We start from the raw sequence: 21,477 nt of genomic DNA, 5'->3' as shown, positions 1-21,477 counted from the left end.
GAGATCAGCCCAGAATCTCGGCAACCGGCGTCGACGCGCGACCGATCAGCTTCTGCAGATCTCCGGAATCCGTGTCGAGGTCTCCGCGAGCGATGCCCGCGTCGGCACTGGCCAGCATCTCGGCGACGAAGTCTGGCAGTCCGGCACCTTCGAGAATCGAGCGGTATTCGTCCTCGGAAACATCCTTGGAGACGACGGGCTTGCCGGACACCTGGGCGATGACGGCGGCCAACTCGGTGTAGGTCAGACGCTCGTCGCCTCCGAGCTCGTAGATCTGGCCCTCGTGGCCTTCGGACAACAAAACCTGCACTGCCGCCGCCGCGAAATCGGCCCGCGAGGCTGCTGCGAGCTTTCCATCCGCTGCTGCCCCGAGTAGGACGCCGGTGTCGATGGCCTGCTGCAGGGAAGCCTGGTAATTTTCCCAGTACCAGCCGTTGCGCAGGAGAACGGATGGGATCGACGACGCCGCGAGCCGCTCCTCGGTTGCAACATGCTCTACAGCGAGGCTGACTCCCGAGGTGTCCGCCTTCAGGACCGATGTGTAAGCGATCAGGGAAACGCCTGTAGCCTCGGCCGCGTCGATCACGTTGGTGTGCTGCGCAACCCGCTGTCCGACGTCCGAGCCCGATACCAGCAGGAGCTTGTCCACACCGGCGAGAGCGGAACGCAGCGCGTCGACGTCACCGTAATCGGCGACTCGCACCTGAACGCCACGATCGGACAAGCTTTTCGCCTTGACCTCGTCGCGGACGATCGCCACGATGTCCGAGGCGCCGACGCCCCGCGCGATCAAACCATCGACGACGAGCCCGCCGAACTGCCCGGTTGCGCCTGTTACTGCAGTAGTCATGCCCACTCCTTGGTTGTTCCTTCAAGTCGTCAACCACTATGCACTTACTTTTTCGATAGTGCAACCACCAATGTCAGTGCATACATTTGTGCATGCGCTATCATCGCAGAATGAGCGAAACGGACTCCTCGATCGAGGCCGACGTCTTCGCGCGGAATTGTTCGTCGCGCGAGGCGCTGCAGAACGCAACCAGCAGGTGGGGCATCCTTGCCCTCGCGGCCCTCGCAGAAGGCGACTACCGGTTCAACGCCCTACGCCGCCGAGTCGACGGCGTCAGCGAGCGGATGCTCTCCCAAACCCTCCATACGCTCGAACGCGACGGGCTTGTCGTACGCACGGTTCTGCAGTCGATTCCACCGAAAGTCGAGTACAGCCTCACGCCACTCGGACGCCAAGTCGCCGAGCAATTGACCGGCTTGATCGACCTGATGCAGTCCAACCTTCCGGCCGTCCTCGCAGCACGCGCCGAGCACGACGCGCGCTGATCACGCCGGAACGACCACGCACCACTCGTTGCCCTCTGGATCGAGCAGTACCTGGAACGATCCCGCCGTGTCGGAATGGACACTTTCCACCACTGTCGCCCCCAAATCGGTTGCCGCGCGCGTCGCTGCGGCGATGTCCGTGACGACGACGTCCAGATGTAGACGGTTTTTCACGGTCTTCACCTCCGGAACTCGCTGCAACGCAATGCGGGTAAAGCCGGGAACATCGACGTAGTGCCATGCGGGATCACGCAAGGCCGGTACCCCGCCCAGGACGCCCGCCCAGAACGCGGCCAACACCGCCGGTTCCGCGCAGTCGATCACAACCTCGTCGATTCTCCCGATCATGATCGGATCGTATCTGGCTCAGTGCAGCGGCGCGCGGTGCTACCGTGCAGTTCGACCAGCCGAGAGGGGCAGGTATCAGGTGATCGGGAGAAGATCTTTCCTTGCCGCGAGCGGCGTTGCAGCACTCGGAAGCGTTGCGCTCGGAGCAGGTCGGGCATCGACGTCACCGAGCGGACTCGACGTCGGCCGGGGCATCGGAGACATGACCGGCGAACCGCTGGGTGCCGGAATGAACGGCTATGCGGTACTGGAACAGTCGACCGCCGGCCTCCATCTGCGTCAGCGCGCGCGTGCGTTCGTTTTCGTGGACACCATCTCGGGTGCGCGACTCGCCCACGTGACGTGCGAGGTCGGCCTGATGTTCGAGAGCATTTTCGAGGAAGTACTCACCCGACTCTCGACGCGTTTCGGCGACCTCTATCACCGCGGAAACGTGCTGCTGTCGGCAACGCACACTCATGCCGCCCCGGGCGGGACGGACTTTCATCTGCTCGTGGACATCACGACTCTCGGGTTTCGTCCGATCACGTTCGACGCCAACGTTTCCGGAATAGTCGATGCGATCAGTCGGGCGCACGCGGACGTACGGCGAGGACAGGTGCGCGTCACCACCGGCTCGCTCTACGACGCAGGCGTCAACCGATCACCCGTCGCGTTCGACCGAAATCCGGACAAGGATCGACTCCCGACGAGAATCGACCCCCGTTCGGTGAATCTTCAGCTCGAACGAGACGGAGAATTGGTTGGCGTTATCAATTGGTTTGCCACACACGGAACCTCGATGACGGCGGCCAATCTGCTCGTCAGCAGCGACAACAAGGGCTACGCGGCCTGGCACTGGGAACGAGAGGTCGCCGGAGTCGACTACTCGAATCCCAGTTTCGTCGCGGCCTTCTGCCAGAGCACGCCTGGCGACATCAGCCCCAACCTCGACAAGAAGCCGGGAACCGGCCCGACCACGGACGAGTTCGAGAACACCCGCATCATCGGCATGCGTCAATTCGATACCGCACGTGGCCACACCGACGATGCAGGCGCGTCGGTGGACAGCGGAATCGACGTGCGGTGGACGTACGCGGACTTCTCCGCGATCACCGTCCGCCCCGAATTCACCGGGGACGGCCGCACGCATACGACGAGCCCTGCTGCCCTCGGTGCCGCATTCGCGGCCTCCAGCCAGGAAGATGGCGGTGGCCTACCCGAACTCGGACTGGCAGAAGGTGAGCGAGGCGGCAATCCCGCATTGGCTGCGTTGAGTTCGGTGCTCATGCCGCAGTGGCTTCGCGACGCCCATGCGCCGAAGGACGTCGTCCTGCCGGTCGGGCTGATCCCCGGAATCGTCCAACAGGTGTTTTTGTTCCATCTCGCGCGCATCGGCACCTTCTACCTGTTCACCTGCCCGTTCGAACCTACGGTGATGGCCGGATCGAGGTTGCGAACCGCACTGGCGGACACCCTCGGCGCGGACCGCGAACTTGTTGTCGTACAGGGCTATACCAACGGATACGGCCACTACGTCACCACTGGAGAGGAGTACGACCAGCAGGACTACGAAGGAGGTGCGACGGCATTCGGACGCTGGCAGTTGCCCGCGACGCTTCAGATCGCCGTCGATCTGGCGTCGGCACTGCGTGACGGTCTTCCCGTGTCCGCAGGCACGAAGGATCGCGATCTCACCGGCATCGTTCCGACGTCACCGGGCCGAGCACCCATCGTCGATATCGCGGCTCCCGGCACGATGTTCGGACAGGTCGTGACGCAGCCCGCACCGTCGTACACAGTCGGGCAGCGCGTCTCCGTTCGCTTCTCCGGTGCGAATCCGAACTCGAATCTTCGACGAGACGACACATATCTCGCCGTCGAATATGCCCAGGGCACCGAGTGGCTGCGCGTGTACGACGACGGCGATTGGTTCACCAAGATCCTGTTCGAGAACGTCGGCCCGATCACGACGACGACCGTCGTCTGGGACATTCCTCCAGGCCAGCGGCCCGGCCGCTATCGGATCGTGTATTTCGGCGATTCCCGCGCGCTGAACGGACACCTGACGCCGTTCGTGGGCACCTCTGCGGAGTTCGAGGTCAGCTGAGCAGCCGACAGTCAGGGCTCCAGCAGTGACCCGAGCATCCGCGCAGTCAGTGCAACCACCGTCTCCTGATCGGCAGACGCAAGCTCCTCCAACGTCCCCGCTGCCCGGCCGAGAGCAATTCCTGACAGCGCTGCAACCGCCATTTGTGCGCGCAGCCTCGGCGAGTCGAGACCTGCTTCGCGCATGCGCATTTCGAGTCCCACGGTCAGACGCTTGTCCACTCGATCGGCCGCCGCCGATTGCACGGACGGGTCGTCATGTGCTCGCATGACGGCCTGCAGGACCGGGCCGGACCCCTGCCGACTCACCCTGCCGATCGTCTCCCCGATACGCGCCGGCTCGGCGATGTGAGCGAGTTCCGGGCCGGTGTCGTCGGTCGGCAGCGTCTCCAGATACAGCGCGGCCTTGTTGCCGAAGTACCGAGCGATGAGAGCGGAGTCGACGCCGGCGCGGTCACCGATGTCTCGGATCGTGGTCGTCTCGTACCCACGCTCACCGAAGAGTTCGGCTGCGGCGTCGAGTAAGTTCTGCCGTGTCCGTGCCGAGTTCCTGGTCCGTGTTCCAGGTCTCACTGCATTCTCAGACCCCATTGCGCGCTCCTGTGTCGCGGTGACTGTCGATATCGTAGACGAATCCGCCGGTAGCGGCCGATTCGACACTCTCGTCGATCAGCTCCTCACGCAGACGAACGGTCCGACGTCGTGCGTAGGACAGTGTGAGCGCCAACAGGGCCGTCGACAACCACAGCCCAACTCCCACCAGGATGATCGTCGAATACCCGCCATCGGTGGGATAAACCTGCCCCGGCAGCGTGTATGCCGCGAGAACCGTTGCACTGAGCGCACTTCCGACAGCACCACCGACCGTCCGCGTGACCTGGTTGACGCCCAGGGCACTCCCGGTCTCGTGCGCAGGTACGGCACTGACGATGAAGGCAGGCATCGCTGCGAAAGTGAACCCGACTCCGAGCCCGGCAATTCCCATGACCACGAACACGATTAACAGGTCCGACCGGCCGAAGAACAAGAGCACCAGCGCCGCGACGAACGCAAGTGCACCGATGGGCATGATCAGATTGCGTGGCAACCATCGACTCGTCGTCGGGAGAAGCGTGTTGGCGGCGACGCTCGCCAGCGAGAACGGAACGAGGACCAGCCCCGCGATCATCGCCGACCGACCGAGCCCGTATCCGGTATCCGTCGGCGTCTGGACGAAACGGATAACCGTCGAGGACATCACGAACATACCTATCCCGGCGAGCAACCCGGTGACGTCCGCAGTCAGCACAGATCGATTGCGCAGCAACCGAAGTTGAACGATCGGGTGATCGCAGCCCAACTCGTGGCGAGCCCAGAGCGCAATAATCACCGCTCCCAGCACGGCGCACGCGAACAGCGGCAGCGAGGTCCAACCCCACTGACCCCCCAAACTGATGGCAAGCAGTAGCGCAGTGAGCCCAGCCCCCAGCGACAGCGCCCCGACGACATCGAGCGGGTGCCGCTCGAGATGTCCGCTGCCCGGGACGACGAAAATCGCACCGATCAGGACGATCGTCGTCGCCAGCGCGGCAACGACGAAGCACGCATGGAAACCCCAGAAGTGCGCGATGACGCCGGTCAGTGGGTACCCGAGTCCGATGCCCGCGACCGCTGTGACGGACAGTGCAGCGACGCACGCCCGCGCACGCTGCGCGCCGAGGTGGTCTCGGGCCACGGCCATCGCCAACGGCATCAGACCGAGACCGATCCCCTGCAGACCACGTCCGACGATGAGCATCGCGAAGTTCCCGGGGATCGCCGCGAACACGCAGCCGAGCAGCACGACGGCCAGTGCGCCGATCACGACCGGTCGACGCTGGGGTCCGTCACCGAGGCGGCCGAGTACAGGCACCGTGACCGCTCCGGTCAACATAGCGATGGTCAGCGACCACTGCGCCGCCGTGAACGAGACCCCGTAGGTCTGGGCGACCGTCGGAATGAGGGGTGCTCCGACACTGCTCACGACCGCGACGATGGTGCAGACAGCAATCAGGATCGGCACGAGGGCGCGATCGCGCGCCGACGGACGCGTACCGGCACACTGTTTGTCATCGATCGATGTCATCAAACGATGATAAACCTCCTGCCGCGAAGATGCCGAAACGAGATCATTTGGATATCGCTCCGTTACCAATGCTGTTCAGTGCCGTGTCGCACGAAGTGGACTCTTGGCGTACGGGGCGCAGACGGCGGCCTCGAACGGCACGAACCCATCGGGAGGACTTCATGACCAGGACACTCGGAACCACCGTCACCAGATCGATCGGCGGAGCAGCCGCGCTCGGAATCGCAGGCGCATGCGCATTGCTGCTACCCGGCACGGCGTCGGCTGCCCCCGTCGGATGTACGACCGCACCCGGCGGAATGGCCGAGACCGGTCTCGACGGCACCTCACAGTGCGACAGCGCGGCCGATTCGACGAGCGCAGCGGCGGGCTACGGCGTCGACGGGTGGGGTTCGGCGACAGCCCTCGGCAACGCCGCCGCCCTTGCTCTCGGAATCAACGGGGGCACCGCGGTAGCGGACGGTGCGGCGGGTGCCGGACCGGCAACCATCGCGATCGGCCCGGGCAGCGTTGCAGTCAACGAAGGTGTCGGGCCCCGCCTGTCCATCGCTGTCGCGGGACCCGGCGCGACCATCACCCTGACACCGACAGGCGCCGTGTGCGAAGGCCCCGGAATCGCAGGGAGCTTCACCACACTGCAGGGATGCATAGGCTAGTTCACCTGACGGAAGCCTTGTCGCGCTCCGACTTTCGCGCACGACGTGAGCGGAGCGCGACGAAGGCCTTGGCACCGAATGGCGCCGCGAGCAAGATGATGACCAACCGGACGACCTGGACCGCGGCAACGAACGTGACGTTCACCCCACTCGCCGCCGACACCGCCAGCACGGCGGAGAGTCCACCGGGCGTAGTAGCCAAATAGCCCTCCAGCAAACTCGTTCCGGTCAGACTCGACAGCAGCAGGCCCAACAACGCGCACACAAGACCCAGCACGAGGATGAGCAGAATCGCCCATGGCAGAACTCTGCCGACGGCCCTCACACTGTCACCGGTGAATGCCAGGCCCGCCTGCCATCCGATCAGGACGAACGCGATCGGAAGCAGAACAGTGGGCGCGGACACCGAGTCGATCCATCCCGACAGCTCCAGCGCGCCGGACGCGATCAGCGGGCCCAACGTGGCGGGTGCCGGTAAATGGATGAGCCGCCCGACGCCTATGCCGACCCCGATGCATCCCGCGACCACGAGAAGGTCCAGGTACCAAAGACTTCCACCGTCCGCAGTGGGTGCGGCCGCACCCGAGCCTGCCCCGAAGAGGACAGTTGCGACCACCGGCATCGTGACGATGATCAACCCGACCCGCACGTACTGGATCACGGCGACGATGCGTTCGTCGCCGCCCAATTCGCGAGAGATCGCCACCAATCCCTGCGCGCCACCGGCAATCATCGACAACGCACCGGTCACCGCGTCGACGTCTCGATGCGCGGCCAACACGAACCCGGCCGCGACGCTGACCACGAGCGTCGCAACGCAGACCGCGAGCGCCGGAAGCCAACTCGAGCCGAGCGCCGACAAAGTCTCCGTATCGATCATGAAGCCGATGCTCACCGCGAGAATCCCCTGCGCGAGCATTCCAGCCGGCTTGGGGATCCGATTCGGTCCGATACCGCGGACGGCCAGCACCGCCGCCACCACCAACGATGCGAACAGTGCTGCAGCAGACAACCCCGCACATGCCAGGGCGGCCCACACAAGACCGGTAGCGAGGGCGAGGCCACCCCACCGCAGAGCCGAGTCCCGAATCGTCATCTTCCGCATATAGTAAGGCTACTCTTAGGATTATCTAGGTCAAATCCAACGCATTCAACCATTGAACTACCATCACCCTTACCAATGATCGGTATAGGTGAACACCTGGCACGCTTGTGACCTGCACGGGGGCCGCGACGGGCGACACCATCGAAGAGAGGGGTCATGCGCATGAGCACCGAGAGGCTCGCGTCGAATGCGTCGGAACTGCGTGAAGCGATGCTCGCGTTGACCCGACGACTTCGACGCCAACGTCCGCAGCACTACCTCACCCCGAGCCAGATGCAGATCCTCGGTGACGTGGAACGCAGCGGAGGTTCGAGCGCACCGGTAGACCTCGCCGCGATGCAAGGGGTCCGGATTCAATCGTTGACGAGCAACCTCAATTCGCTCGAAGCGGAGGGACTCGTCACTCGCAGCCCCGATTCCAACGATCGACGCCGACTACTGATTCGTATCACCGATGCCGGCACCGCCCTGGTAGCCGCCGATCGAGAGCAGCGCGACAGTTGGCTCGCGCAGGCCATGGAATCCGAACTCGGTCAATTGGAACGCGACATCCTGCACCTCGCGGCCCCCATCCTCTGGAAACTCGCGCGAAGCCCCGACAACAATGTGGCGGTTGACCTTCGACCCCGTTCTGAGGAAGCATGAGAGACAGAACACACCTTCTGCAGCTGTGATGGCCGCAGGCCGAAAACAGGAGCTCTCCCGATGATGTCCTACCTGCTCTACGACGCGCTTCTTCCCCAGCTCGGACACGACGTCGCGACATATTGGGCGACCTTGCTCGTCATCAACCCCGCCTGACACCCACACGTGAGCGAGGGCAGCACCGATATTTCGGTGCTGCCCTCGTTCGCGTTCGAAGCGCGTCAGTTCTAACCGGCGGACATCGCCGCCGTGGGCAGGAGCCTGGAGAGAACGTCCGACAAGGTCACGACGCCGATCGTCCGGTCACCGTCCACCACAAGTGCCAGATGACTGCTCGTCTCTCGCATCTTCGCGAGCGCAACGTAGACCGGGGTGGTTGTTTCGAGCGTGAACACCGGTCGGGTGACATCGGCGAGGTCGACATCGCCGTTGAGAGTGTCGCGGACGTGCACGACGCCGCTCACTTTCTCGCCGTCGCGCACCAGAATGCGCAGATGACCCGATTCGAGTGACGCAGTACGAACGTCGTCGACTGTGCCGGTGGACGACACCGACGTGGATACTCCCGGCGTGCCGATCAGATCACCCACGGTGAGGTTCTGAAGTTCGAGCGCGCCGGAGATCTGAACGGAGTAGCTCGCATCGAGAGCCCCCACGTTGACCGAGTGCTCCACCAACTGACGTAGATCGTCCGGGTTCTGGCCCGACGCGACCGTGTCGGCAGGCTCCACACCGACTCTGTGCAAGCACCAGTTCGCCATGTTGTTGAGCAGAATCAGGATCGGCCGAGTCACGAACATGAAGCCGCGCATCGGCAGAGCCAGCATCGTCGCCGACTTCTCCGGGTGTGCGATCGCCCACGATTTCGGCGCCATCTCACCGACGACGAGGTGCAGGAACGTGACGATGATCAGCGCAAGCACGAACCCCGCCACGTCGGCCACCCAATACGGGATGCCCCACGACTCGAATGCCGGCGTGAGCCAATGGTGCACGGCCGGTTTGGTCGTGGCACCCAACGCCAGTGTGCACAGAGTGATGCCCAGCTGCGAACCCGCGAGCAGCACTGTCAGCTCACTGGAACTCCGCAGTGCCGCACGAGCAGAACGACTGGTCATGGCCGCATCTTCGAGGCGATGACGCTTGGCAGCGAGCAACGCGAACTCGACGGCGACGAAGAACGCACTGGCAGCGATGAGACCGACGGTGACCGCCACGATTACCCAGGGATTGCTCATCGGTGGTTGTCCATTTCTCGCTGCTCTTCCCGCTCGTCGGAGCGTTCACGTTGGCCGACTTCCAGACGCACCGAGGAGGGAACGTAATTGTCTATCTCGAGCACCTCCACGGAGACGAACCTCTCGGGAGCTTCGTCGTCGTCGCCTATCAAGTCCGCGGAATCCGCTGGGAGATCGACCTCGATCTTGGTGCCCACCACCGGCAGCGAGCCGTGGTGCGTGATGACGAAGCCGGCGATCGTCTCGTAATCACCCGCAGGAAGGTCATGGTCTATGGATCGTTCGACTTCGTCGATGTGGATTTCACCCGACATCGTCCAGGTGCCGTCCTCGCCCACGATCGGCGTCGTGTCGAGCTCGTCGGCGTCGTGTTCGTCGGTGATCTCACCGACGAGTTCCTCGGCGAGATCCTCGATGGTGATGACGCCGGTCAGTCCGCCGTACTCGTCGATGACACAGGCGAGTTGGTTTCTCGAACCACGCAGCTCGAGCACGGCGTCGGGAAGCGCCTGAGTCTCGGGAAGTATCAGCGCAGGCCGCACGTACTCACTGACTACGACATCGTCGCTGTCGGTGACTGCCAGGATGTCCTGCAAATGCACGACACCGACGATTCCGTCATCCTCGTCGAGCACTGGATAGCGCGAATGTTCCTGCCCCATAAGGGCTCTGATGTCGGCGAGGGTGTCGGTAGCACGCACGGTCGCCGCTCTGGAGCGCGGAATCATCGCGTGCTCGACCGTCCGAGTCGGAAAGTCGAGAATCCGATCGAGGAGGTCCGACAGCTCGTCGGGCAGATCACCGGAGTCCTTGGATTCAGCGACGATGTGCTCGAGGTCGCGCGGCGTCGCCGAGTGCTCGACGTCGTGCACCGGTTCGATCTTCAGCGCTTTGAGCAGCAAGTTCGATGCATGGTCGAAAATGGTGATGAGCCAGCCGAACAGCTTCAGGTAGATCGTGGTCGACAGTGACAACCATCGAGCAACCGGCTCGGGACGCGCGATCGCGAAGTTCTTGGGGAAGAGCTCACCGAAGAGCATCTGCACGAACGTCGAGAACAGCAACGCAAAGACTGTGCCGACGGTGACGCCTACTGCGGTGGGAATTCCGACGCCGCCCAGCATGGTGCCGAGAGATTGTCCGATCAGGGGTTCGGCCACGTAGCCGACGAGAAGCCCGGTCACCGTGATGCCCAATTGAGCACCGGACAGCATGAACGATGTTCGTTTGGTGACCTGGAGGGTGCGGCGGGCACCTGCGTCTCCGGCTTCGGCGCGAGCCTTGAGCCGGGAGCGGTCCACCGTCATGTATGCGAATTCCTGAGCCACGAAATAGCCGGTGGCGACCGTGATCAGGAAGACGACGAGGATGCCGAGCAAGAGAGTGAGCAACACGCTCATTCGCCGGACACCGCCTCGCACGTCGTCGACGTCGTGCGGGGAGCCGTGTCCGGCCCGGGTTTATCGCTGTCCATGATTCCTCAGGGTCGTGGGATGTGAAGTTTGTCCGATACTACAGTGCCGTGGGGGTGGTCACGGCGCCTTGACGACGAGAACAGGCACCGGGCAGTCAAGCAGAACTCGTTGCACGGTGCTGCCCATCAGGAACTTGCCGACCGCGGATCGACGCTTGGACCCGATGACGACCATTCCCGCACCGACGTCCGCGACGAGATCCACCAAAGCGCCGGCCGGATCGCCGCCGTCAGGTTCCACACGCACGGTCGTGGCGATTCCGGGCAGCGTTCGCTCCACCTCTGCCTGCGCCGAGCTGACATCGTCCGCAGACACCGAATCACGGTCCACGACGGACAACACGATCAACTGGGCCTGACGCAGCTCGGCCTCGGCGGCACCGCGTCGCAACGCTTCCTGCCCCTCGGGGGTGTTGCTCATCGCTACTGCCACTGCGCTCGCTACCGACACGTTCTCTCCTGTTGCTCGTATGCACCGAGGACCACCCTCGGAGAGTTGTGAACTGGACTAATCCGACAAACTGTATCTAACCTGACGCTGTGACACACCACACGAAAGGTCTCTAATGGCGATCTCGCCCACATTGCTACGGACGATCGGCGCGCTGGTGGTGGTGGGAGCGGTGACCGTCGCGGGCATCGATGCCGCTCGCAGCTCCAGCGGGTCCGACGCCCGAGCCAAACTGACGCTGATCGCACCCGCCGCCGCAGGCGGTGGCTGGGATCTCGTCGCGCGTGAGTCGCAGCAGGCGCTGCGCAGCGACGGCATCGTCAACAACGCCCAGGTCGTCAACGTACCCGGCGCCGGCGGCACCATCGGGCTGAGTCAGCTCGAGAATCTGAGCGGGCAGTCCACCACCGTCATGATCACCGGCACCGTCATGCTCGGCGGCATCGCGATCAACGACTCCGAGACGACTCTGGCCGACACTGTCCCGATCGCCAAGCTGGCCGAGGACTTCGAAGTGTTCGTCGTACCGAAGGATTCACCGATCCAGAATCTCGACGACATGATCGAGGCGTGGCGGGCCAATCCCGGTGGTCTTCCGATCGGCGGCGGCTCGCTCGGCGGAATCGACCACATCGTCGCGGGTCAGTTGGCGCAGGAAGCCGACATCGATCCGGCCGCAATCAATTACATCGCCTACTCCGGTGGCGGTGAGGTACTCACGTCGCTGCTGTCGAACACCGTCGGAGTTGCAGTCAGTGGTTTCAACGACTTCCGCGATCAGATCGAGGCAGGCAACGTGCGAGCACTCGCTGTAGCCTCCCCCGAGCCGCTCGAGGGCCTGGACGTGGACACCTTCATCGAGCTCGGCTACAACGTCGACCTCGTGAACTGGCGCGGAATCGTTGCACCGCCGGGCATCTCGGACGAGGACCGCCAGACCCTCATCGACATCGTCACCGAAATGGTCGAGACCGAGCAGTGGGCGACGGCCGTCGAACGCAACCGATGGAAGGAATCGGTCATTACAGGCGACGAATTCGGAGAGTTCCTCGACGTCGAGCAGGCACGCATCACCGGAATTCTCGAGGAATTGGGGCTGGTATGACAACGACTACTACCGATACAGGCACAGACACATCGCGATCGTTCTGGACCGGCCGCAGTGGACTGGTCGTTCCGGCGCTGCTCGTCGCACTCGGAGCGTTCCTGGTCTACGGAACCGTCACTATGAAGGTTCCGCCCACCGCCACATCGCCCGGCCCGCAGGTCTTTCCGGCCATCGTCGCCGGCGGGTGCTTCGTCGTGGCCCTGCTGGTCACCATCCAACTTCTGCTCAAGCCCGACGTCGTGGACCGCGGCGTCGACGAAGACGGAACGCCACACACCGGAACCCTCAGCAACTGGCGCACCCTGTCGATCACCGTCGGATCGGTGGCCGTGTTCATCGCGCTCCTCGACCCGCTGGGCTGGGTTCTCGCCGGAGCACTGCTGTTCTGGGGTGTCTCGATCGGATTGGGCGGTCGCCGTTACGTGTTCGATGCAGCCGTGGCGCTGCTGGTCTCGAGCGCGATTCAGATTGCATTCTCCGCGGGCCTCGGCCTGACCCTGCCCGGCGGCGTTCTCGCCCAGATCTTCTGACGGAGCTGACTTTACGATGGATTCATTGAGCAATCTGATCGACGGGTTCGGCACCGCGCTGACACCGATGAACCTGGTCTGGGTGTTCGTCGGCGCGCTGCTCGGTACTGCCGTCGGCGTCCTGCCCGGTCTCGGCTCTGCAATGGCGGTGGCACTGCTGCTGCCCGTCACCTTTACCCTCGACCCCATCGCCGCGCTGATCATGTTCGCCGGAGTGTATTTCGGCGGCTTGTTCGGCGATTCGATCTCCGGCATTCTGATGAACACACCCGGCAACAGCACCGCGATCGCCGGGACGTTCGAAGGCCACCGGATGGCCAAGAACGGCCGAGCCCCGCAAGCGTTGGCTACCTCGGCCATCGGAGCGTTCATCGGCGGCATCGTCGCCACGACCTTGGTGGTGTTCTTTGCTCCGACTCTCGCGTCGTTGGCGACCAACTTCGGTCCGGCCGAATACCTCGCCCTCGCGGTGTTCGCGTTCATCGCCACCTCGGCGGTGGTCTCGGACTCGGCTCTCAAGGGCCTGACCGCATTGCTGATCGGCCTCGCACTTGCTGTGATCGGAATCGACGGCCCCTCGGGCGCTTCACGATTCACCTTCGAGGTACCTGCCCTGTTCGACGGAATCCACATCGTCGTCATCACCGTCGCGATGCTCGCACTCGGTGAAGTCATCCACATCGCATCCAAGATCGGTCGGCCCGAGGATCGCAGTCTGATCAAGTCGCAGGGCCGTCCCTGGCTGAGCAAGGCCGAATTCCGCGATGCGTTGCCGGCTTGGTTGCGCGGCACGGCATTCGGTGTGCCGTTCGGTGTGATCCCCGCGGGTGGCGCCGAAGTGCCGAGCTTCCTGGCGTACGGCACCGAGCGCAGACTCGATCGCAAGCGCGAGAAGCCGATGTTCGGCAAGGGAGCCATTCGTGGTGTCGCCGGACCGGAGGCCGCCGGAAACTCCACAGCCGGAACGGCCATGGGCGCGCTGCTGGCTCTGGGTCTGCCGACATCGGCGACCGCGGCGATCATGTTGGCGGCCTTTCAGCAGTACGGTATGCAGCCCGGGCCGCTGTTGTTCGAGCGCAGCGGCGAGATCGTCTGGGCCCTGCTTGCCAGCCTGTTCGTGGCGATGATCGTGCTGCTGATCCTCAACCTGCCGTTCGCACCGTTGTGGGCGCAGCTGCTCAAGATTCCGAAGAACTACCTCTACGCCGGCATTTCGGTGTTCGCGGCCCTGGGTGTGTACGCATCGAGTGCGTCGATCGTCGACCTGATCTTCATGCTGGCTCTCGGCATCGTCGGATTCATGATGCGGCGTTACGACATCCCACTGGCCCCGGTGTTGATCGCAGTGATCCTCGGCCCACTCGCCGAGGAGTCCCTCCGACGCGCACTGGCCGTCAGCGAGGGCGACCCGTCGATCCTCGTCGGCAGCGCGATCACCATCGTGCTGTACGCGCTGATGATCATGGCTGTCGTGTTCTCGATCGTCAGCAAGATCCGCGCACGGAGAACCGCCGACTTCTGATCGGCCCCGCCGCTCCGCGCCGGTCTCGATGGGCGCTCCGCGCCCCAGTGGCACGGTTAAGTGTGTTCCTCGGGCTGTCGCGTTTTGGGTGAGCGGTAGTTCGGTGTCGTGAAGGGGTGGCCCGGGTTCGTGCCCGGGTCGCCCCTTTTTTTCTGCTCTCAGGCCAGGGCTGCGGTGGGTGCGGCGGCCAGGTGGGTGAGAATCTTGCTGATGTTGTGCACGGCGGCATGGAAGGACCATTCGCTCGTTGCTCGATCGAGCCCTCGGCTGGTGAAGCGCCGGAATCCGAGGTTGTGTTTGGCATGCCCGAACGGTGTCTCGGCGATGTGGGAGCGTTTTCGGTAGGTGTCGATGCCCTCGGCGGTGGCCAGCCGTTCGGCCATCCGAGTGATCGAATTGCCTGGTGCCGGTGCGTGATCGGATGATGGCGCCGCGGTAGCGGCGGCTTCGAGATCGCGGGACTTCCCGGTAGCGATCAACCGGTCCGGGCCTGGTGCGTCGAGGTTGTCGATCGAGCAGTAACCAGCATCGAAAAGCATGATCCCGATCGAGGGAGCCGGAGCCTGCGGCGGTGCATTCTCAGCGATCAGTGTCGCCGCATCGACCGCTTTGCGCACCATCTGTTGGTAGTAGGTGACATCAGCGGAACTGGTACCGACACCGGTGGCGATGATGATGCCGTCCTCGGCGGTGAAGGCTTGGCAGTTGTAACCCTGCACCCACCCGCCGCCACGCAGTGGTTGCATCCGAGACTGCGGATCGGTGATGTTGCGGCGCAGCACCGGTGGAGTCTTGTGCTCACGGGCAGCCTGCTCGGCGGTCGCCTTCGCCACCGCCGAGCGTGCAGCGACGACACGATGATGCTCCTCGGCCGGAACCGGAACCTTGCCCTTCGCCTTCCCGCCGCTCGCCGCCGCGGCGGCGGCCCGCTGCCGATACCGGGTCTCGACGACCTCACGGCGTGCGATTTCACGAGCGAGACGTGTCCGCGCAGCGTCCACACGCGCGGCGACCGGGACCCGCCCTACCGGGAAGCGTCCTGCATCGAGCTGCTCGAGATGACCTTCGGCGGCAGCGTTCCGCGCGCTCTCGCGGGCCTGCTCTTCGGCCTTGATCTGTGCCAATGCTTCGGCGATCCGCTTCGCACGTGAAGTCGGGTCGGCCAACTCTTCGGGCACCTGACCCGGCCCGGGATCGTCCTCGCCGTAGAGTTCGTCCTCGGCGGCATCGACATCGGCATGTGCTTGGACCGCTGCTGCAGCGATCCTGCGTGCCCTGGCCTGCGCCGCTTCGGCGTCGGCAGCAGCTCGTAGTCCCTCCGCACTGCGGTTGGCGTTGATCGAGGCGTTCGAGGCGATCTTGACGCCGTCGAGAGCGATCGTGCCCAACGACCCCAACCCGACCCGCGCGGCCACCGTCAACACCTGGGTGAACAGTTCCTCGCAGGCGCCGTGGTTGTCCTTGCGGAAACGCGAAATCGTGGCGTGGTCGGGGGCATCACCGGCGCAGATGACCCGGTAGGACACCACATCGGTGCAGGCCGATTCGATCTGACGTGAGGACCGCATCCCCTTCGACCAGGCCCAGATCAACAGTGTCAGCAGCATGTCCGGGTTGTAGCCGGCGCGGCCGACACCGCCGGTGCGTCGACCGGCATGAAAGACCGAGGTGTCCAGATGCCGGTCGACGATGTCGATCAGTGTCCACACCGGATGCGTCGGAGAAAGCCACTCCCGCATATCCGGTGGAATCAGAAACTGTTGATCACGATCGACCGGTCGATAACCCTTCGCCACCACCCCATTGTTCCCCACCACCGACAATGGGGTGCCTCGACACTCGAGACACCCCACCATCAAAACGCAACAGCCCGTCCTGTGCACTCAACCGTGCCACTGCGGCGGAGCCGCCCCTGTCACTGCGGCGGAGCCGCCCCTGCCACTGCGGCTGAGCCGCCTGTCTACTGAGTCACGCTTACAGGATGTACAGCATCTCCTGGTACGTCGGAAGCGGCCACAGATCGTCGGCCACCATTGATTCGAGAACGTCGGCTGCCGATCGAACCGCGGCCATAGCCGGCAACAGAGCCTCCTTCGCATGCTCCGCTTCCGCCAACGCGTCGCCGCCCGGTTCGCTTTCCAATGCAGATTTCAGCGATGCCAAGGCAGCTTTCAGTTCGCCGAGCGGAACAGTTACGGCTTCGAGCGCTGCCATGTCGGCATCGACGCCTGCAGCCTTGAGCGCAGATACGTTCTGCGCCAACTCGGTCTGGTAGCGAACAGCAGCCGGAAGGATGGACGTCTGTCCCATCTCCAGCGTCAACCGTGCTTCGACGAATACCGTCAGTGCATACTGCTCCAGGCCGATCTCGTAACGCGAGTGCATCTCTCGGTGATTGAAGACCTTGTACTTCTCGAAGAGCTCCATCGAGGATTCACTGATGAGTTCGGGGAGCGCGTCGAGTGTGGTCCGCAGGTTGGGTAGTCCACGCGCCTCTGCCTCGACCTGCCAGTTGTCGGAGTATCCGTCACCGTTGAACACCACGGCGCCGTGCTCGGTGATGATCTCCGTCAGCAAGTTCTGCACGGCAGTATCGAAGTCGGTTCCGTCGGCGACGGCGGCTTCGAGGTTGGTCGCCATGTAGTCGAGAGCCTCGGCCATGATCGTGTTGATCGTGACCATCGGACCGTTGACGGTCTGCATCGAGCCGGGGGCACGGAACTCGAACCTGTTGCCGGTGAAAGCAAACGGGCTCGTGCGGTTGCGGTCACCCGGGTCTGTCGGTAGCACGGGCAGAGTGTCGGCACCGATCATCATGGTGCCCTTGCCCTTCGACGACGTTGCCGCGCCCTTGGCGATCTGATCGAACACATCGGCGAGCTGGTCCCCGAGGAAGATCGAGATGATCGCGGGCGGAGCCTCGTTGGCGCCGAGTCGGTGATCGTTGGTCGCCGACGCCACCGAGGCGCGCAGCAGACCACCGTATTTGTGGACGGCTCTGATGACTGCCGCACAGAACACCAGGAACTGAGCGTTGTCGTGCGGGTTGTCTCCGGGAACGAGCAACGACCCGAGATCGGAGTTGCCGAGCGAGAAGTTGACGTGTTTGCCGGAGCCGTTGACACCTTCGAACGGCTTCTCGTGGAACAGACATTCCATGCCGTGCTTCTTGGCGATCGTCTTGAACGTCGTCATCAGCAGCTGCTGATGGTCCGCCGCGATATTGCCTCGCTCGAACATCGGTGCGATCTCGAACTGCCCCGGCGCAACCTCGTTGTGCCGAGTCTTGGCCGGAATACCGAGCTTGAACAGCTCACGTTCGGTGTCCATCATGAAGCCGAGCACGCGCTCGGGGATCGCACCGAAGTAGTGATCGTCGAATTCCTGGCCCTTCGGCGGCTTGGAGCCGAACAGCGTGCGTCCGGCGTTGAGCAGATCGGGCCGGGCGAGGAAGAAGTGCCGGTCGACGAGGAAGTACTCCTGCTCCGGACCGCAGAACGAGACGATGTTCTCGATGTTCTCGTGCCCGAAGAGCTTCAGGATGCGCTCGGCATGACCGCCCATCGCCTGCTGCGAACGAAGCAGCGGCGTCTTGTGATCGAGCGCTTCGCCGGTCATGGATACGAAGACCGTCGGGATGCACAGTGTGTTGCCGTTGGGGTTCTCGAGAACGTACGCCGGGCTGGTGACGTCCCAGCCGGTGTAGCCGCGAGCCTCGAACGTGTTACGCAGACCGCCGTTGGGGAAGCTCGACGCGTCGGGCTCGCCCTGAATGAGGGTCTTGCCGGCGAATTCGGCGAGCGCACTTCCGTCACCGACGGGGTCGAAGAAGCTGTCGTGCTTCTCGGCCGTCAACCCGGTGAGAGGGTAGAAGACGTGCGCATAGTGCGTCGCACCCTTCTCGAGAGCCCAATCCTTCATCGCCGACGCGACCGCGTCGGCCACCATCGGATCGAGCTTCTTACCCTTGTCGATAGTGGCCATGACCGACTTGAACACGGACTTGGGCAGGCGCTTCTGCATGACGACCTTGCTGAAGACGTTCTCACCGAAGATCTCACCCGGCTTCTCGTCCCCGACAAAACTCACCGCAGGCGGTACATATGCCTCGACGTCTTTGATCGCCTGCAGACGAACGGTATTTCCACTCATACGCTTACTACCCCTCGGCCTGTGCCCCACGGCTTGTTCGCGGAGCCAACCAGCGAACTGTACGAATCAGACGTAGCGGTGATGTTTCGCAACTGTGACCACTGCGATTCGCCCGTTACGGCTGTTCGCGGTACATCGACACTCACTCGGTCACACCAGTTTGGACAAATCATGAAATTTGTCTAGGCAGTTTACATTTTCGGTGTATTGTCATCTATCAAGTGATAGACACCACTGGGCTGCTCGGCCGGTGGGTCCGCCTGAACAGAGGAGTTCCGTCGTGGCAACGCAGATGAGCCCGCAGTCGAGTACCCCGGTCGACGAGTGGCGTGACAGGAAGCGATATCTCTGGCTCATGGGGTTGGTGCCGCCGACGGCTGTGTTCATGGCGCTAGGAGTGATCTGGGCATTCAACATGCTGGGCTGGAACGCTGTGTCACCGGTGTGGTGGTGGATCGGCCCGCTGCTGGTCTACGGACTGCTTCCGCTGCTCGACCTCTTCTTCGGGCCGGATGGGCAGAACCCGCCCGACGAGGTCATGGAAGCCCTGGAGAACGACAAGTACTACCGCTATTGCACGTACATCTACATCCCGTTCCAGCTCGTCAGCCTCGTCATCGCGTGCTACCTGTGGACTGCGGACAATCTCAGCTGGTTGGGCATCGACGGCGGGCTCGGCCTGATCTCGAAGATCGGCCTGGCCATCAGCATCGGCGTCATGGGCGGCGTCGGCATCAACACTGCCCACGAGATGGGGCACAAGAAAGACAGCCTCGAGCGCTGGCTGTCCAAAGTGACACTGGCCCAGACCTTCTACGGCCACTTCTACATCGAGCACAACCGTGGCCACCATGTACGCGTGGCAACCCCCGAGGATCCGGCGAGCTCCAAGTTCGGCGAGAGCTTCTGGCGCTTTCTCCCCCGCAGCGTGTGGGGCAGTCTGAAGTCCTCGTGGCAGATCGAGAAGACGCGGATGGAACGACTCGGCAAGCCCACCTGGAACATTCGGAACGACGTCCTCAACGCCTGGCTCATGTCCGTGGTTCTCTTCGGCGTCCTGACGGCAGTGTTCGGGGTCAGCATCCTCCCGTTCCTCGTCATCCAGGCTGTCTACGGCTTCTCGCTGCTCGAGACCGTGAACTACCTGGAGCACTACGGACTGCTCCGCGCCAAGACCGCCTCGGGCCGCTACGAGCGCTGCGCACCTGCTCACAGCTGGAATTCCGATCACATCGTCACCAACATCTTCCTGTACCACCTCCAGCGACACAGTGACCACCATGCAAACCCGACGCGGCGCTACCAGACCTTGCGCAGCATGGAAGGTGCACCGAACCTGCCCAGCGGCTACGCCAGCATGATTTCGCTCGCCTATTTCCCGCCGATCTGGCGAAAGGTGATGGACCACAGAGTGTTGGAGCACTACCGAGGTGACATCACCGCCGTCAACATCGAACCGAGTAAGCGCGAGAAGATCTTGGCCCGCTACGGCGCAGACTCGGGCAACGAGTGATGGCAGCGTACGAATGCCCCGTCTGCAACTACGTATACGACGAGGTGGCGGGGGCACCGCGAGAGGGCTTCCCCCCAGGAACCGCCTGGTCCGACGTCGACGACGACTGGCCGTGTCCTGACTGCGGCGTGCGGGAAAAAATCGACTTCGAACAGAAAGCAGGATGACATGTCCACCGACTTCAAGCTCTACCAATGCATTCAGTGCGGGTTCGAATACGACGAGGAACTCGGCTGGCCCGAGGACGGTATCGAACCTGGCACCAAATGGGAGGACATCCCCGAAGATTGGAGCTGCCCGGACTGCGGTGCCGCCAAAGCGGACTTCTTCATGGTGGAGATCAGTCGGCCATGACGGCGGTGGCTCGGGTCCACGCCTACACGACGGATAGACTGGCCGTCGTGACAACCCATCCGGTGAACCCGAGCCCTTACAAGAGCGCGGCGACCAACCTGATGCGCACCACGATCCTCGACGGCTTGCACGATCTGCTGCTCGAACGTACATGGTCGACGGTCAACATGACCGACGTCGCCAACGCAGCAGGGATCAGCCGACAGACGCTCTACAAGGAATTCGGCACCCGCAAAGGCCTTGCGCAAGGGTATGCGCTGCGGCTCACCGACTCCTTGGTCTCGGCCGTCGACGATGCTGTGTACGCCAACGAAGGTGACGCTCTGCAAACCCTCTATGTGGCGTTCACCGAGTTCTTCAGCCGGAGCGCCTCGGACCCGCTCGTGCTCTCGATGCTCACCGACGACCCGCCCCCGGATCTACTCCGGTTGGTCACAACCGAGAGCGGGATACTCATCGAGCACGCCGCGGTCCGGTTGACGCAGACCTTCGAACGCAGTTGGCTGCGAGCGTCGGCTCACAACGCCGACGTCCTGGGCCGCACAGTGGTTCGCTTGGCGCTCAGCTACGTCTCCATGCCGCCGGACAACTCGGCCGATGTCGCGGCCGACCTCGCGTCGCTCCTGACGCCGTTCGTGTCCACCATCCGAGATACGGCGTAGGCGGCCCCCGGTTTTGCACCGAAAGGCTGATTCGGTCACTTCAAGTGACCGAAAGGCTCATTCGGTCACTCAGAGTGACTCAAAGTCCCATTCGGTCACTCAGAGTGACTCAAAGTCCCATTCGGTCACTCAGAGTGACTCAAAGTCCCATTCGGTCACTCAGAGTGACTCAAAGGCTCGTTCGGTCACCCC

General features: G+C 63.4%; 21 protein-coding genes. 11 read left to right on the top strand and 10 right to left on the bottom strand.

The genetic code is table 11. From position 1 onward, the window contains the following. Positions 1-4: 4 nt before the first annotated feature. Positions 5-850 (bottom strand): SDR family oxidoreductase, encoded by an 846-nt coding sequence (locus tag WDS16_RS28145; RefSeq protein ID WP_338889541.1) that lies wholly within the window; start codon positions 848-850, stop codon positions 5-7. A gap of 110 nt (positions 851-960) precedes the next feature. On the opposite strand from WDS16_RS28145, the gene WDS16_RS28140 reads away from it, so the two are divergent. Beyond that, positions 961-1,335: a helix-turn-helix domain-containing protein gene (locus WDS16_RS28140; RefSeq protein ID WP_338889540.1), complete on the top strand. Its 375-nt coding sequence runs from the start codon at positions 961-963 to the stop codon at positions 1,333-1,335. Here WDS16_RS28140 and WDS16_RS28135 read toward each other — a convergent pair whose 3' ends face one another. Beyond that, complete coding sequence (locus WDS16_RS28135; RefSeq protein ID WP_338889539.1) at positions 1,336-1,683, bottom strand: VOC family protein; 348 nt, start codon at positions 1,681-1,683, stop codon at positions 1,336-1,338. It abuts the gene before it with no gap. On the opposite strand from WDS16_RS28135, the gene WDS16_RS28130 reads away from it, so the two are divergent. Then, positions 1,682-3,772 (top strand): neutral/alkaline non-lysosomal ceramidase N-terminal domain-containing protein, encoded by a 2,091-nt coding sequence (locus WDS16_RS28130; RefSeq protein ID WP_338889537.1) that lies wholly within the window; start codon positions 1,682-1,684, stop codon positions 3,770-3,772. The two genes, WDS16_RS28135 and WDS16_RS28130, sit on opposite strands and share 2 nt — an antisense overlap. An 11-nt stretch (positions 3,773-3,783) precedes the next feature. On the opposite strand, the gene WDS16_RS28125 is transcribed toward WDS16_RS28130, so the two are convergent. Both WDS16_RS28125 and WDS16_RS28120 read right to left on the bottom strand, forming a co-directional pair. After that, positions 3,784-4,362, bottom strand: a complete 579-nt coding sequence (locus tag WDS16_RS28125; RefSeq protein WP_338889535.1) for a TetR/AcrR family transcriptional regulator — start codon at positions 4,360-4,362, stop codon at positions 3,784-3,786. Beyond that, positions 4,352-5,875 carry an MFS transporter gene (locus tag WDS16_RS28120; RefSeq protein WP_338889533.1) on the bottom strand — a complete coding sequence of 508 codons (1,524 nt, stop codon included), beginning with the start codon at positions 5,873-5,875 and terminating at the stop codon, positions 4,352-4,354. The genes WDS16_RS28125 and WDS16_RS28120 overlap by 11 nt, the downstream gene beginning before the upstream one ends. 161 nt (positions 5,876-6,036) lie before the next feature. On the opposite strand from WDS16_RS28120, the gene WDS16_RS28115 reads away from it, so the two are divergent. Continuing rightward, positions 6,037-6,531 carry a DUF6764 family protein gene (locus WDS16_RS28115; RefSeq protein ID WP_338889531.1) on the top strand — a complete coding sequence of 165 codons (495 nt, stop codon included), beginning with the start codon at positions 6,037-6,039 and terminating at the stop codon, positions 6,529-6,531. Position 6,532: 1 nt separating this feature from the next. On the opposite strand, the gene WDS16_RS28110 is transcribed toward WDS16_RS28115, so the two are convergent. Further along, complete coding sequence (locus WDS16_RS28110) at positions 6,533-7,636, bottom strand: AbrB family transcriptional regulator (protein WP_422395731.1); 1,104 nt, start codon at positions 7,634-7,636, stop codon at positions 6,533-6,535. A 162-nt stretch (positions 7,637-7,798) separates the two neighbouring features. Here WDS16_RS28110 and WDS16_RS28105 point away from each other — a divergent pair, with 162 nt between their 5' ends. After that, complete coding sequence (locus WDS16_RS28105) at positions 7,799-8,281, top strand: MarR family winged helix-turn-helix transcriptional regulator (RefSeq protein ID WP_338889529.1); 483 nt, start codon at positions 7,799-7,801, stop codon at positions 8,279-8,281. Between the two features lie 227 nt (positions 8,282-8,508). Here the strand turns inward: WDS16_RS28105 and WDS16_RS28100 are convergent, their stop codons facing one another. The 3 genes from WDS16_RS28100 to WDS16_RS28090 form a co-directional block, all read right to left on the bottom strand. Then, positions 8,509-9,519 carry a hemolysin family protein gene (locus tag WDS16_RS28100; RefSeq protein WP_338889528.1) on the bottom strand — a complete coding sequence of 337 codons (1,011 nt, stop codon included), beginning with the start codon at positions 9,517-9,519 and terminating at the stop codon, positions 8,509-8,511. Beyond that, complete coding sequence (locus WDS16_RS28095) at positions 9,516-10,919, bottom strand: hemolysin family protein (protein WP_338889527.1); 1,404 nt, start codon at positions 10,917-10,919, stop codon at positions 9,516-9,518. Before WDS16_RS28095 ends, WDS16_RS28100 begins: the two co-directional genes overlap by 4 nt. A gap of 132 nt (positions 10,920-11,051) precedes the next feature. After that, a complete protein-coding gene (locus WDS16_RS28090; protein ID WP_338889525.1) occupies positions 11,052-11,444 on the bottom strand; it encodes a universal stress protein in 393 nt (130 codons plus the stop codon). Positions 11,445-11,559: 115 nt separating this feature from the next. Here WDS16_RS28090 and WDS16_RS28085 point away from each other — a divergent pair, with 115 nt between their 5' ends. From WDS16_RS28085 to WDS16_RS28075, 3 genes are read left to right on the top strand one after another with little or no spacing between them, the layout of a single operon-like run. Further along, the gene (locus WDS16_RS28085) at positions 11,560-12,549 is read left to right on the top strand and encodes a Bug family tripartite tricarboxylate transporter substrate binding protein (protein WP_338889524.1); all 990 of its coding nucleotides are present in this window, start codon (positions 11,560-11,562) and stop codon (positions 12,547-12,549) included. Then, the gene (locus WDS16_RS28080) at positions 12,546-13,082 is read left to right on the top strand and encodes a tripartite tricarboxylate transporter TctB family protein (protein WP_338889523.1); all 537 of its coding nucleotides are present in this window, start codon (positions 12,546-12,548) and stop codon (positions 13,080-13,082) included. The genes WDS16_RS28085 and WDS16_RS28080 overlap by 4 nt, the downstream gene beginning before the upstream one ends. A 16-nt stretch (positions 13,083-13,098) precedes the next feature. Further along, positions 13,099-14,604: a tripartite tricarboxylate transporter permease gene (locus tag WDS16_RS28075; protein WP_338889522.1), complete on the top strand. Its 1,506-nt coding sequence runs from the start codon at positions 13,099-13,101 to the stop codon at positions 14,602-14,604. Between the two features lie 158 nt (positions 14,605-14,762). Here the strand turns inward: WDS16_RS28075 and WDS16_RS28070 are convergent, their stop codons facing one another. Then, on the bottom strand, positions 14,763-16,460 hold the full coding sequence (locus WDS16_RS28070; RefSeq protein ID WP_422395873.1) for a transposase: 1,698 nt from the start codon (positions 16,458-16,460) through the stop codon (positions 14,763-14,765). A gap of 118 nt (positions 16,461-16,578) precedes the next feature. After that, entirely contained in the window at positions 16,579-18,756 is a 2,178-nt protein-coding gene (locus WDS16_RS28065) for a glutamine synthetase III (protein WP_338889521.1), read from the bottom strand. A gap of 292 nt (positions 18,757-19,048) precedes the next feature. On the opposite strand from WDS16_RS28065, the gene WDS16_RS28060 reads away from it, so the two are divergent. Genes WDS16_RS28060 through WDS16_RS28045 form a run of 4 tightly spaced genes read left to right on the top strand, consistent with a single transcriptional unit; the run spans position 19,049 to position 21,285 of the window. Further along, positions 19,049-20,269, top strand: a complete 1,221-nt coding sequence (locus tag WDS16_RS28060; RefSeq protein WP_338893631.1) for an alkane 1-monooxygenase — start codon at positions 19,049-19,051, stop codon at positions 20,267-20,269. After that, positions 20,269-20,436 carry a rubredoxin gene (locus tag WDS16_RS28055; RefSeq protein WP_338889520.1) on the top strand — a complete coding sequence of 56 codons (168 nt, stop codon included), beginning with the start codon at positions 20,269-20,271 and terminating at the stop codon, positions 20,434-20,436. The genes WDS16_RS28060 and WDS16_RS28055 overlap by 1 nt, the downstream gene beginning before the upstream one ends. A 1-nt stretch (position 20,437) precedes the next feature. After that, positions 20,438-20,623, top strand: coding sequence for a rubredoxin (locus WDS16_RS28050; RefSeq protein WP_338889519.1), 186 nt, complete (start codon positions 20,438-20,440; stop codon positions 20,621-20,623). Positions 20,624-20,670: 47 nt separating this feature from the next. Continuing rightward, on the top strand, positions 20,671-21,285 hold the full coding sequence (locus WDS16_RS28045; protein ID WP_338889518.1) for a TetR/AcrR family transcriptional regulator: 615 nt from the start codon (positions 20,671-20,673) through the stop codon (positions 21,283-21,285). Positions 21,286-21,477: the final 192 nt, after the last annotated feature.

Source organism: Rhodococcus sovatensis (assembly GCF_037327425.1).
GTDB classification, from domain to species: domain Bacteria; phylum Actinomycetota; class Actinomycetes; order Mycobacteriales; family Mycobacteriaceae; genus Rhodococcoides; species Rhodococcoides sovatense.
The sequence above is the reverse complement of the archived record's forward strand: the minus strand, read 5'-3'. Positions and strand labels throughout refer to the sequence as shown.